The sequence below is a fragment of the Mucilaginibacter sp. GW822-FHT03E02 genome (genome assembly GCF_058801545.1).
This window is the reverse complement of sequence record NZ_JBXANJ010000001.1, coordinates 2,299,428-2,314,089: the sequence shown is the minus strand read 5'-3', so window position 1 is coordinate 2,314,089 and position 14,662 is coordinate 2,299,428. Positions and strand designations below refer to the sequence as shown.

Annotated in this window: 8 protein-coding genes; all 8 read left to right on the top strand. The window is 43.0% G+C overall.

Features of this window, described 5'->3' with window-relative positions; translation table 11 throughout:
- The first annotated feature begins 2 nt into the window (after positions 1-2).
- The gene (locus AC1RM2_RS09755) at positions 3-539 is read left to right on the top strand and encodes a TlpA family protein disulfide reductase (protein WP_492984916.1); all 537 of its coding nucleotides are present in this window, start codon (positions 3-5) and stop codon (positions 537-539) included.
- Between the two features lie 71 nt (positions 540-610).
- Positions 611-3,424, top strand: a complete 2,814-nt coding sequence (locus AC1RM2_RS09750; protein WP_492984915.1) for a M16 family metallopeptidase — start codon at positions 611-613, stop codon at positions 3,422-3,424.
- A gap of 366 nt (positions 3,425-3,790) precedes the next feature.
- On the top strand, positions 3,791-4,291 hold the full coding sequence (locus tag AC1RM2_RS09745) for a MarR family winged helix-turn-helix transcriptional regulator (RefSeq protein ID WP_492984914.1): 501 nt from the start codon (positions 3,791-3,793) through the stop codon (positions 4,289-4,291).
- A gap of 427 nt (positions 4,292-4,718) precedes the next feature.
- Positions 4,719-5,312 (top strand): RNA polymerase sigma-70 factor, encoded by a 594-nt coding sequence (locus AC1RM2_RS09740; RefSeq protein WP_492984913.1) that lies wholly within the window; start codon positions 4,719-4,721, stop codon positions 5,310-5,312.
- Positions 5,313-5,422: 110 nt separating this feature from the next.
- Complete coding sequence (locus AC1RM2_RS09735; protein WP_492984912.1) at positions 5,423-6,595, top strand: FecR family protein; 1,173 nt, start codon at positions 5,423-5,425, stop codon at positions 6,593-6,595.
- A 286-nt stretch (positions 6,596-6,881) separates the two neighbouring features.
- Positions 6,882-10,151 carry a SusC/RagA family TonB-linked outer membrane protein gene (locus tag AC1RM2_RS09730; RefSeq protein WP_492984911.1) on the top strand — a complete coding sequence of 1,090 codons (3,270 nt, stop codon included), beginning with the start codon at positions 6,882-6,884 and terminating at the stop codon, positions 10,149-10,151.
- Positions 10,152-10,163: 12 nt separating this feature from the next.
- On the top strand, positions 10,164-11,624 hold the full coding sequence (locus AC1RM2_RS09725; protein ID WP_492984910.1) for a RagB/SusD family nutrient uptake outer membrane protein: 1,461 nt from the start codon (positions 10,164-10,166) through the stop codon (positions 11,622-11,624).
- Between the two features lie 165 nt (positions 11,625-11,789).
- Positions 11,790-14,288 (top strand): zinc-dependent metalloprotease, encoded by a 2,499-nt coding sequence (locus tag AC1RM2_RS09720; protein WP_492984909.1) that lies wholly within the window; start codon positions 11,790-11,792, stop codon positions 14,286-14,288.
- Positions 14,289-14,662 lie beyond the last annotated feature (374 nt).

The window sequence follows — 14,662 nt, the reverse complement described above, 5'->3', positions numbered from 1 at the left end:
AAATGAATAAATTCAAAATAATAATGATGCTGTTGGGAACTGTTTGCAGTTATGGAGCAGCAGCACAAACAGCCAAACCAGTTTTTGATCAGGCAACCGGCGGGACATTGCCAACCGGAAGTAAAGCGCCTGATTTCAGTTTAAGGGCCATTAATGGAAAACTGGTGCGGCTGAGTAATTACAAAGGAAAAATCGTTGTACTGGATGTTTGGGCCACCTGGTGCGTACCCTGCCGCGCAGAGTTACCTGTTCTTGACAGCCTGTCCCAATCATTTAAAGCGGACAACGTGATCATGATCGCTGTTTGCAGTGCGGACAGCAAGACTAATTACGATACCTACATCCATGACAACCAGCTGAAATTTAAATGTTCTTTCCTGTTTGACGAACAGGGCAAATCATTACAGGCAAACTCCTTCAGGTCAGTTTACGGTATCAACGGCTTTCCGACAACAATGGTTATTGATAAAGCCGGAATAATAAAAGGCTATGGTTTTAATGCTTTAGAGATCAAACTTTTAATTCAGTCTGCCTTATAGCCGCCTGCTTATTTATTAACAAAATTAACCGCTTAATTATGCTACAATTTAACCGTGCGGGTAAATTCCGTTTGAACCGGATAGGCCTGTCATTGCTTTTGATGCTTTCTGCAGGCAATGTACTATGCGCACAAATAGCTAAATATTCCGGGCCGAAGCTGTCTTTAGATCCTGAAGTGCGTACCGGCGTGCTCAAAAATGGATTTACTTACTATATCCGTAAAAATAAGGAGCCCAAAGGCCGGATCTTATTTTACCTGGCCAATAAAGTGGGGTCAATACAGGAGGATCAGGATCAGCTTGGACTGGCACATTTTATGGAGCACATGAATTTTAATGGCACTGTTCATTATCCAAAAAATGAATTGGTGAATTACCTGCAAAAAATCGGCGTTCGTTTTGGCGCCGATTTAAATGCCAGCACAAGTTTTGATGAAACTGTTTATCAGCTTCCAATCCCTTCTGACAAGCCGGAACTGGTTAAAAATGGCCTTTTAATTATGCATGACTGGGCGCAAGGTGCTACCCTCGACGATAGTGAAATTAACAGTGAGCGAGGGGTTATCCTGGAAGAAAAAAGAATGCGTAATACAGCCGGGCTTAGGATGATCATGCAAGAAATGCCAATCGTACTTAATAACTCTGCATATGCTAGCCGGTGGCCTATCGGAACAGAAAAGCTGCTTAACTCTTTCAAGCCGGAAGTATTAAGAAGATTCTACAGGGATTGGTACCGCCCCAATTTACAGGCCTTAATTGTTGTTGGCGACTGTAACCCCGATAGTCTGGAACGCGTTATTAAAATACAATTTAGCGATCTTAAGAATCCGAAGAATTTTAGGGCAAGAATTGCACATCCCACCAGGTTAGACGGGCAAAACAAGTTTTTGGCAATTACAGAAAAAGAAGCCTCCGGTGCGGAGATCGATATCATTCATAAACAACCTGAACTTGTCATTCAGACGCTGGCTGATTACAAACAAAGTATCATCAGAAATTTCTTTAATCAGATGATGAGTGAACGCTTTGCGGAATTAGCCCATCAATCAAATCCTGCCTTTATTAATGCCGGCAGTTATATCGGCAGCTATATTACTGGTCATATTTCCGTTTACAACAGTCAGGTAATTTTGCAACCAAACGAATATGCGGCTGGCTTTAAAGCTTTGTGGCGGGAAAATGAACGGGTCAAACGATTTGGTTTTAATATTTCAGAACTCAACAGAGCTAAAAAACAATACCTAAACAAGATGTCCGTACTGCGCGCAGAAAAGGATAAAACGGCTTCTTCAACATACGTAAACGAATATGTGCGGTTATTTTTGAACGGAGAGGCATCACCGGGCATCGATAAGGAATACAGCATAGCTAAGGAACTGACAGAACAGATCAGTGTACATGATTTAAACTTATTGGCGAAAAAAATCATCGCTGACAAAGACAGGGATATTATTATTAAATCTTCTGGGACGGAAAAAAATCATTTGCCGGATCAGAAAACGATCATGTCCTGGGTCGAAGCAGTGAACAGGGAAAAAATACAGCCCTATACCGACGAGGTAACTGACAGGCCGATATTGGCTGAAACACCTGTGCCGGGGAAAATTATTGGGGAAAAGGCAATTCCATCACTGGGTATAACTCAACTTACGTTGAGCAACGGTATTAAAGTATTGTTAAAGCCCACGGACAATAAGAATGACCAAATTGTATTTAACGGTTTTGCGCCAGGCGGAACCAATCAGTATAATGAAGCAGATTTTCAATCAGCTGATAATGCAGTTGATTTGATAGCCGGTTCGGGCGCAGGTCCTTTTACAAGTTTACAATTGGAAAAACTTATTGCCGGTGATCAAATTGGTGTGAGTCCTTATATGGACGAGATATACAAAGGTTTAAGAGGCTCTGCTACTCCGGCATCTTTAGAAAAATGCTTTCAAATAGCTTATTTATATTTTACACAACCCCGTAGAGATACGGCTAACTTCAATAATTTTATAACAAGATTTAAAGCTTCTATAGCGGAAAGGAATAACAGTCCGCAAAGTGTTTTCACAGATACCATTATTGCTATCTTTCATGGTTATAATCCGCGATTTTCTCCGCCTACAATCGATAGGATTAATCGTATTGACTTAGACAAGGCTTATCATGTTTATAAAGAGCAATTTGCGAACACTGGTAATTTTACCTTTGTGTTTGTGGGCAGTTTTGAGATAGCTCAAATTAAGCCGCTTATTGAAAAATACCTGGCATCGTTACCATCCTCGCATCAAATAGATAGTGTTATTGATCTTGGGGTTCATCCGGTTCCTGGTAAAATCACAAAAAAAGTTTTTGCCGGCGACCTGGAAACGGCTAATGTCAGTTTGGTGTTTAACGGTAAATATAATTTTAATGGCGACAATAATTTACAGATCGATGCGCTTGGTGAGATTGTTAAGTATAAACTGATCGAACGCTTGCGCGAAATGGAAAGTGGCATATATTCTCCTAATTTAACAGTAAACCGCAATAAGCAACCGCATCAGGACTATTCCATCTTCGTTAGTTTCCAATGTGCCCCCAAAAATGTGGATAAACTGATTAATGCCACATTTGATGAAATCAATAAAATTAAACTTAATGGAGCCTCAGCGATCGATGTGCAAAAGTATCAGGAGGAAGCCAGGCGAACTACTGAGGTGAACCTGAAAAATAACTATTTCTGGTTTTCTTATTTAACCAAATCACTTAAAACCAACGGGAATATGGAGGACATTCTGAATTATAACGAAGCCTTAAAAAGCATAACCCCGGAAAGTGTAAAAAAAGCTGCAAACTCTTTTCTGAATGAAGATCATCTTTTAAAATTTATTTTGCTTCCTGAAAAATATAAACGCTGAGATATTGACGAATAAACATCAGCATAAATTACGCTATACGTTCTTTAAGGTCAGTTTATAGGAAAGCGTCTCTCTTGGCGTAGAGAGACTGCTTTTAAAAATGGCCGCCAGGTGTGGCTTCGGGCCGGTGATACGGTTTCGTTTAACTGCAAAGACCTGACTTTGCACAAGGCTCTCCCTGAGGGGGCAATAGCAATGCATGCCATAAACCCAGTGAACATTTCTTGAAGTGCTGAAAACATGTTGATAGTTGGATTATATTTGAAAAAGAATAGCATTCGAATACATAAACTCGAAAAATGACAGGAAAGCGATCAATTGTGCTAAATTGTAATAATTGATTACCAATGTTCTTAACTTTGACAAATGGAGACTAATAGTATCGACGATCAATTAAGGGAATTTGAGCGCCAGCACAACAGTAACTGGCAAAGCCTGATCTACAGACTTAGAAGACATATGGATATATGGGCGATCAAAAGCATTAAGCCTTACTGGGGGCAGATGAAGCTATCCTATTGGCCGGTAATCTGTAATATTAGCGTTGATGGCAGCACAGCAGCTGAAATCAGCCGCAAGTCCATGGTAGCTAAGCAAAACATGAGTCGGACAATCAAGGAACTGGAAGATAAGGGAATGATTGTGAGTAAGACAAGTAAAAAAGATAAAAGAAGTGAGCGTCTGGAATTAACACCGGCGGGGAAACAACTTATTTTAGAATCTGACATGCAGTTATCTAAAGTCATTGCGGATTATAAAGAGCTGGTAGGTGAAAAAGAGCTGGAAATTGCAGTAAAAGTGCTAAATAAACTCATCAGTTATCATGAGAATTTAAACGAATTTGATGAGGACGATTTAAGTGACTGAGTATTCAGCGCATAGCAGGTAAACTGTAAATACTTTAGAGCTGCCTGCTGGACGTTTTCTGAAAGATCATCAGAGAACGGCGTGTAAATAGGCTTTATCATAAAGCTCTATAATTTGTATCTTTTGATAAGTCCAGTCGCCCCGAGATTGTTCACTAAGGTTTATTTTAATATAAGGTATTAATATATTAATATGATTGTCTGAACATCCAACAGATTGGTTCCGGAGTGCAAATTAAAGCGTGTGTGGATTTGGAATTAATATACCTTCGCTTAAATGCGTGCATAACCGAAAAACAAAGGTCAAAACAGGGTAAAATTGTTGAATACCGAATTAAGTTAGGATACAATTTGAGAAAATGGCATTTTATTGCTCTTCTTTTTAAATTAACCTCTCTTTTTTGTAAATTCGTTCGCAATTATGCAACATGTCAGCGTATAGTGGGTTTTCTGATCAGGAACTGGCTGTCCTTTTAAAGGAAGACGACAGATTTGCGTTTGAAGAAATTTATCGCCGGTACTGGCCTGAATTATTGGACGCGGCCTGGAAAAGGCTTCGCGACACGGAAACCGCCGAAGAATTATTGCAGGATATTTTCATCAGCCTATATATCAACAGGCATAACCTGGTTATTCATACCTCCCTGATGGCTTACTTAAAAAGTGCCCTAAAATATAAAGTACTGAACGAAATCCGTTCGAGGATGATCAGGGAAAGCTATAACCGGAAAGAAATGCAGCTGGCAGGAGTAAGCAGCGGCCCGCAACTGGAAGAGCTACTGGAAGCCCGTGAACTGGAACGGATCATCGATGAAAAAATCAATCAGCTTCCCGAAAAGTGCCGGGAGGTATTTATACTCAGCCGCAAAGAACACCTCTCCCACCAGCATATTGCCGAGCGCCTTGGTATTTCCGTCAGTACTGTGGAGAAGCATATCGGCAAGGCACTGCGCATCGTCCGGACCCACTTGGATGAAGTTCAAATCATCACGCTTATTTATGTGGCTCACCACCTCAAATAAGGACATTTGCATCCTGGCTTAACATGGGCTTAAAAATTCCTTAAAAATAATTTCATATCAGATAGCGGTTACCTTCTTTTGAAGTGACTATATCCATGAACAGCAAGTTTATGGAGCGCAGACACTTAAAAACACTTTTAAAAAAATACCTCGAAAACAAGGCTACCGAAACAGAACGCGCGGCCCTGGATGCTTGGTATGACAGTTTTGAAGACCAGGAAGGGATCGTCAAAAAGATGGACAGTGCGGAGAGGTCAATCTACGAACAAAGAATGCTTGGCAAAATCAGTGCGGCGCTTTTTGAAGAAGATAATATCATTCCGATGCCGAAGAGATACCATTGGTGGAAAACAGCGGCGGCGGCGGCCGTACTGGTATTTCTTTCCTCAGGATTATATTTTTATCTGGCTCATAGCCAAAAGCAGCAGCTTGTATTATCTAATAACCAGCAGGACATCGCTCCCGGTGGTAACAAAGCTATTTTAACGCTGGCCAACGGCCGGAAGATCATCCTGAATGACACCCGAAATGGTAAGCTGGCCGAGCAGGGAAGTACTGTTATTGACAAAACAGCAGACGGCGAAGTCCGGTATAACGCATCAAAAGGCACTCCGGCTGAAGCTGACCTGGCGAACGGGATAACCTATAATACGATGACGACACCGCGGGCCGGTCAGTATCACCTGGTGTTAGCAGACGGCACAAATGTCTGGCTGAACGCGGCATCCTCTATCAAATACCCAACGGCCTTTAAAGGAAATGACCGCGAGGTGGAAATAACCGGGGAAGCTTATTTTGAAGTCGCCCATAATGCCGCCAGGCCTTTTAAAGTAATCAGCAATGGTCAGACCGTCCAGGTGTTGGGCACGCATTTCAACGTAAACTCCTACACCGATGAGCCTGCGATTAAAACTACCCTTTTGGAAGGCAGTGTAAAGGTCACCCAAAAGGATGAGGTGGCTATTCTTAAACCCGGACAACAAGCCCGGGTAGATTTTAAGGAAACCGGACAAACGATAACGGTAGTAGATCATGCGGACACCGGAGAAGCGATTGCATGGCATTTAGGTTTATTCCAGTTTAAAAATGCCAGTATTCCAACCGTAATGCGGCAATTATCCAGGTGGTATGATGTGGATATCAGTTATGAAGGAAAAATCCCAGACCGCCTGTTTTCAGGGAAGATCTACCGGAACGTAAGCGCTTTAAAGGTTTCAGATATACTGAATTACAATAACATCCATTTCAGGATAGAAGGAAAAAGAATTATAGTAATACCCTGACAGAAATAAACTATTGATTAATCACTAAAAAAAAACACAACATGGAAAGACATTTACGACAACAACGCTAGGGCGTAACTAAAGGGTTCCTAAAAAAAACCGCAGAAGTGTTGACAGCACTCCTGCGGAATAATACCTGGGTTAACCCTTTCCCGATAGCATCGGGATAAAAAACAATTTGCTCAACTATTTTACGTATTAACCCAACTTCACAAAAGTAATGAAATTTAATGCTTTTTTTAGAGCAATGCCGAAGGCATGGCCTCCCCCTAAATTCCTGTTGGTTATGAAACTAACTACGCTGCTATTGATCATTGCCCTGGTACAAGCCAGCGCCAAAGGATACAGCCAGAAAATTACGCTGAATGAAACAAATGCGCCCCTGGAAAAAGTACTGCACAGTATTGAGTCACAATCAGGCTATGTTTTTTTCTTTGATTCAAAACTGGTCAGGCAAAATGTAAATGTCCATATCAGCAATGCATCGGTTGAGGACGCATTAATGGCATGTTTCAAAAATATGCCCCTAACCTATAAAATCGCGGACAAAACCATCTTTATTCAGCCCAAAGAAGAATCCATTCTTACCAAAATCACGAAGTTATTTACCCTGCCGGTTGAAATAAGAGGGATAGTATTCGATGATAAAACAGGTATACGCTTAGGAGGGGCAACCGTAAGTGTAAAAAGAACGAACCGGATAACCATTACCGATGAAACGGGTAGTTTTTCTTTTACCGGTTTAATGGAGACAGATACCCTGATATTTAATTATATCGGCTATGAAAAGAAAGAGGTAGCGATAAAGGGGAAATCAAGCCCCTTTGCCGTATTACTAAAATTAAGTAACAATAAACTGGACGAAGTGCAGGTCATGGCTTATGGCCAGATTACATCCAGGCGCCTTACTACGGGTTCTGCAAGCAGGCTAACCGCTGATGATATCGCTAAACAGCCGGTTACCAATGTACTGCAAGCGATGGAGGCACGTATGCCGGGCGTGTTGATTACGCAGGCAAACGGTTTGCCCAATGCGGAGATCAATATCCAGATCCGTGGACGGAACTCGCTTGGAGCAACCAATAACCCGCTCATCATTGTAGACGGTGTACCTTACCCGGCTGCCCCGCTTTCGCTCACTACGGGATCTATAAATGTTGGCGGACCGAACGGCGCAGGCAGCACACTTTATAACATTAATCCTTCTGACATTCAAAGCGTTGAAGTATTAAAAGATGCTGATGCTACGGCTATTTACGGTTCAAGGGCTGCTAACGGTGTCATAATAATCAGCACAAAAAAAGGAAAACAGGGTAAAACCCAATTGGATGTTGATGTTAACAGGGGTATAAGCCAGGTAACAAAAAGAGTAGATTTACTGAATATACATGAATATCTGGCTTTGCGCAGGCAGGGTTTCGCTAACGCCGGCATCACGCCTACAATTGGCAATGCTCCTGATCTTTTAATTTGGGATACGACGAGAACGCGGGACTTTCAAAAACAGTTAATTGGAAAAACCGCTCATACCACAAGCGCTTCGGCCAGTTTCTCCGGGGGCGCAGGCGGTACTTCTTTTTTGATGAGCGGTAATTACCGTCAGCAAAATACCATTTTCCCTGACAGCAGGGATAGCAAGGCGGGCGGGGTTCATCTCAGTATCAACCATACTTCAAACAATCAGAAACTAAATATAGTGGCATCAGCGATGTTTACCAGTAATTCGACCAACCTGCCTGGCAGCGATTTTGCATCATCTGCCTTCAACCTCCCGCCTAACTATCCCGTATATGGTGACAATGGCCAACTGAATTGGACAGGCAGAATCAATAATCCTTATGCTTCTCTAAACCAAAATTATTTAGCTTCTAATCGTACTTTGGTCGGTAATGTTAACCTGCGATATAATCTGTTACCCGGATTGGATGTTAAAACCTCGGTCGGATTCACCAGAATGGATAACAAACAGGAAATGATCGTACCCAGTACTGCTATAAATCCTGCTTACAGCGCATTTCTTACTCCTTATGCCAATTATACCAACAGTACTAACCAAACCTATACTTTTGAGCCGCAATTACAATATGTACGCACCATAAGTAAAGGCAAATTAGATATACTGGCGGGTGCCACCCTGCAGAAAACTGTTAATGAGCAGCCTTATTATATCCAGTCATCCGGTTACACGTCAGATCTCTTTTTGTCCAACCTCGCTCTTGCTTCAACCTACACGATTTCAAATAATTACAGTGCTTATCAGTATGCATCACTGTTCGGCCGGATAAATTACAACTGGGGGAATAAATACATCCTGAATATGACCGGACGCCGGGATGGTTCGTCCAGTTTTGGCCCCGGCAGGCGTTTTGGTAATTTCGGTGCTGCCGGCGGTGCCTGGTTATTTTCCAATGAATCTTTCCTGAAGGACAAGTTTAGCTGGTTCAGTTATGGCAAGCTCAGGGGAAGCTACGGCCTGGTGGGGAACGACCAGATCGGTAACTACCAATACTTGTCCACCTATGCTACAAGCTCTACGATAAATAATACTTACGGCGGGGTTATCGGTTTGGCTCCCGCACGTATCGCGAATCCTGACTACCGGTGGGAAGGCACCAGGAAGCTGGAAGCAGCGATAGAATTGGGTTTTTTTAATGACAGGCTCTTATTGACAGCCGACTGGTTCCGTAACCGTACCGGCAACCAGTTGGTACGCTATCCCTTGGCCTCTCAAGCCGGTTTCAGTTCTTATCAGGCTAACCTGTCTGCAATAGTGGAAAACAGCGGATGGGAACTGGAGCTGAACACCACCAATATTAAAGGCGAAGATTTTACCTGGACCAGTGCATTTAACGCCACTTTACCCAAAAACAAGCTGGTGTCTTTCCCTAACCTGAGCAATAGCCCCTATGCAAACACCTACTCCATTGGTCGCTCGCTGGCTTCCGTGTATAAACTACAGCTAGTTGGCAGAGATGCCAAAGGTCTGCCGGTATATGCAGATCCGAATCAAAACGGTATCGTGGATTACACTACGCTTGCAGGCACGGGCAATAATAACGGAGACCTGTTGTATTCCGGGAAAACGTATCCGGATTTTTATGGAGGCTTAGGCAACAGCTTTACTTACAAAGGATTTCAGCTGGATATCTTCTTCCAATATGTTGTCGGACTTAAAAAGCAAGGTTTAGAGGCCTATTCTTCAGTACCCGGATCTTTGGCCAATATTCCTAAAAGTTATATCGATCAACTGCGGCGGGATAATCTTTTAAATCAATTTACAACGGCAGGCAATCCTCCTTTTGCCTATTACTACTATAGCTTTTACAGCGCGGCTAATCTGCAGAATGCCTCTTTTCTGCGGTTACAGAATGTAGCGCTTTCATATACTATGCCTGAAAAATATTTGAAGCCTTTACATGTGGCCCGGGCTAAATTTTTCCTGCAGGCACAAAACCTGTTTGTAATTACCAAATACAAAGGTATTGATCCGGAATCCGGCGCGCTAAGTACCCCGCCTTTGTTCAACCTGGTGGCTGGTGTTCAATGTTCATTTTAAAAAACGATTATTATGGAATCAAAATATTTAAATAAAGTTGAAAAGAATTACCTGCATCTTATCGCCGGTAAGAGCCGCCAAAAGGCAAAAGCTATTGTGCTGGCCGGGTGCCTGATCGTACTAATGATTTTTACAGGCTGCAAAAAGTACCTTGATCTTGACCCTCCCAGAACGGAGGTGCTGGAAGCCAGCTTGTTTGCCAGCGATGCCAATGCGCGGACAGCTATAGCGGGGTTATATGTTGCCATGAGTAACGAGCCCGGCTTTGGTTACCAGTTAACCACAAGTGCTGGTTTTTTAGCCGACGAATTGAATTATTTTACAACTGATAATGACGCTTATATTAAAAACAATGTTTTCCCCACAGACAACACTGTCGGACCATTATGGACCGGTTATTATAAGCTCATTTACGACAGCAATAGCATTATTAAAAATGCAGCTGCCTCTACGGGAATGACCGATGCCTATAAAAGGGAATTGACCGGTGAAGCCAAATTTATCCGCGCTTATGCTCATTTTTACCTCGTAAATCTTTTTGGCGACGTCCCGCTGATCACCTCGACTGACGTTGCGGAAACAGCGCTGGCACCCCGCACACCGGTAGCTTCTGTCTACGCGCAGATCATTGCTGATCTGACCGATGCCCAGTCATTGCTGCCCGGTGACTACAGCGCGGCCGCAGGAGGCACCCGCTCTAGGGTAAACCAATGGGCGGCTACCGCTTTGCTGGCCAGGGTATACTTGTACCGTAAAGACTGGGCTAATGCCGAGGCACAGGCCAGCGCCGTGATCGGTAACCGTTTGTATAGTTTATCGTCAACTGCTAATTTTTCCAATATCTTCCTGAAGAACAGCAGTGAAGCTATTTTTCAGTTAGACAGGGCGGGCAATTATGCTTATACTACGGAGGGAAGTGCTATTTTGGGTTATGCCGCCTACGGTATTATACAATATCCTTTAAAACCCGGATTGTTAAGGAGTTTCGAGAAGGGCGATCTACGCAAAACCAATTGGATCTTTAATATACGTACGGATAGCACCGTTTATAAATATAAGGGTAGTTTCGCTGCTGCTCCTCCCGCCCCTGAATCATATGCTGTATTGCGCCTAGCCGAGCAGTACCTGATACGGGCAGAGGCCCGGGCTCAACAAGATAACCTTGCCGGTGCACAAGCAGATATCAATACGATCCGGAATAGGGCCGGTTTAGCCAATACAACGGCGGGTGATAAAGCAGCTTTACTGCGCGCAATAGAGCAGGAAAACCGGATAGAGATGTCTTGCGAACTGGGCCATCGCTGGTTTGATTTGAAACGCTGGCCAAGCCTGGTCAATCCGGCATCACAGACACGGGCCGACGATGTACTTGGAGCCTTGAAACCAGGTTGGAAATCAACCGCGCAATTATTGCCCATTCCATCCAATGAAATGATAAACAATCCCAATCTCAAACAGAACCCAGGTTATTAAGATCATCAATTAGGGTAAATCAAAACATTTTACGCAGAAACCATTCCTGGCTTTACGGCCGCCGGGAATGGCTTTCTATGCCTTTATTGTGCCCAAACTTTATGTTGCAAACAAATAATCAATACTAAATACACCATTAAAACAACAGAAAAAAGCAATTAACAAATGAAAAGATTACTATTACCACTGGCGATGTCTATGATGCTGGTTACACAAGGGTATGCGCAGGAAAAGGCCAGGACAGCCGTAAAGGATAATAAAATCGTTGAAAAACCTGTAAAAAAGGATTCCGCAGCACTGTCAATCCCCAAACCTTATGCCGAGGTGATCACGACCAAAGCAAAAAGCATGAAGGGCATGTTCACCGTGCATAAAATAGAAGACAAATATTACTTTGAAATACCGGACAGTTTATTAGGAAGGGATATTTTGTTAGTTAACCGTATTTCAAAGGCCGCAAATGCCCAGAAACCAGGTGACGCGGGCTTTGCCGGAGACCCGATAGATGATAAAGTTATCCGGTTTGAAAAAGGCCCGGGCGATAAACTGTTTTTGAAGAACATCTCCTATAATATGATCGCCAAAGATTCTTTGGCCGATGGCATGTATCAGGCCGTATTAAATTCCAATGTGCAGCCTATTATTGCCGCCCTGCCTGTAAAAGCCTATAGCCCCGATAAAACATCCAGCGTCATTGAGGTTACCGATTATATCAACGGAGATAACAGCATTTTCTGGTTAAGCCCCAAGGGCAAAAAGAGCTGGGGTGTCGGGGCATTTCAAAGTGACCGATCCTATGTAAATCATGTATGGTCTTTTCAGGCAAACCTGGAAATAAATACCGTAAAAACTTATGTTTCAGCGGTAGACCCTACCGGGGATGCTCTCACCTGCGAACTGAATAGCTCTATGGTCTTATTACCCAAAATCCCAATGGTACCGCGTTATGTCGATGCCAGGGTAGGTTATTTTGGTCAGCGTTATGTTGATTTTGATACCGATCCGCAAGCGGTGAAACAGTCGGCCATGATCACCCGGTGGAGGCTGGAACCCAGAGATGAGGACAAAGAAAAATATTTCAGAGGAGAACTGGTAGAACCTAAAAAACCTATCGTCTATTATATTGACCCGACTACACCAAAAAAATGGGTACCTTACCTCATCAAAGGCATCAATGACTGGCAGGTAGCTTTTGAACAAGCAGGTTTTAAAAATGCGATTATAGCGAAAGAAGCCCCGGTAGCCGACAGCACCTGGAGCCTGGAAGATGCCACGCATTCAGCGCTCGTGTATAAGCCTTCTAACGTAGCCAACGCAAGCGGGCCGCATATTCATGATCCGCGGAGCGGGGAGATCATAGAAACCCATATCAACTGGTACCACAACGTGATGACCATCTTACATGACTGGTACCAGGTGCAGGCAGGAGCGATTGATCCGAGAGCGAGGAAGCCGGAGTTTGATGATGAACTGATGGGCGATTTGATCCGTTTTGTATCATCCCACGAAGTTGGCCATACTTTAGGACTGATGCATAATTTCGGCTCATCCTCGACCGTACCCGTGGACAGCCTACGGAATAAAAAATGGGTAGAGGCACATGGCCATACGCCATCCATTATGGATTACGCCCGTTTCAATTACGTGGCGCAGCCCGAAGACCATATTGGTATCAAAGGGATTTACCCGCGAATCGGCGACTATGATAAATGGGCCATCGAATGGGGTTACCGCCTGTTCCCTAATATAAAAGAAGCGAAAGATGAAAACACGTTGCTGAATAAATGGGTCATTGACAGCCTTAGCCATAACCACCGTTTATGGTACGGGCCTCAGCTACCATTTATGACGCTTGATCCGCGCAGCCAAAATGAAGATCTGGGCGATGACGCGATGAAAGCCGGTAATTATGGCATTAAAAACCTGAAACGTGTCCTACCACAATTAGTGCAATGGACACGCGTGCCAAATCAAGGATATTATAACCTGTACAGGATGTATAATGCGGTTGTTCAGCAATTTGGCCGTTACGCGGGTCATGTAACGGTGAATGTGGGCGGCTATTATCTGGAATCGAAAAATGTGGAAGAAAAAGGGAACACGTATGAGCCGGTACCGGTAGCGAAGCAAAAGGAAGCCGTTGCCTGGTTAAATGAACAAGTGTTCAAAACCCCGACTTGGCTGCAGTATACTTCGATCACAGAGAAAATCGAAAGCCCTTACAGCCAAACCGCTGTTGAGAAACTTGGCAAAGAGACATTAAAAAATCTATTAGATGAGACCCGCATGGCCACGCTTTTACGTGCAAGCCGGCAATATGGCGATAAAAACAGTTATACCTGTACCACGTTTTTAGAAGATCTGAAAAAAGGTATATGGTCGGAATTGTCAAGCCATAAGCCTATCGACACTTACCGAAGAGATCTCCAGAGCGAGTATATAATGATTTTAGATGGCATAATGAACCCAGCACCAATAGACCCTGAATGGGCGGCATTGATTCCCCTCTCGCCATCTGATCTGGCTGTTATTATAAGACAACATTTAAAGACATTAAAAAATTCCATTAACAGGGGTATTGCTGCGACCACCGATTCTCGGAGCAAAGCACATTTACTATATATGGTTGAAAAAATAAATAAAGCTTTTGATCCCAAAAAATAAAACAGTTAAGCAAAGCGATTGGATGTTAATATCCAATCGCTTTGCTTAAACAAAACCCCCAATAGCACCTGCCCCCTCCAATGGACACAAGTTTTATAATCGGCTAGGGACCGATTCTTCTTTTTTGATAGCATTGCTTTTAAAAATGACATCAAACACTAATCATAAATAAAACGGGAATATTAATAGGAGTCATTTGCACTTACAGGTAAGGGTTAGGTGAAAATAGATAATAAAGAAAAAATCAATATCAGCATGTTTATCGATTGTGCTAATAAGCCTCATTTAAAAAATCGTAGATAAATAGCGTATTGGTTTAAATAATTGAAAAATTATCCCCTAAATTTCCAATTCTCCTTAATTTTTCAATGAAT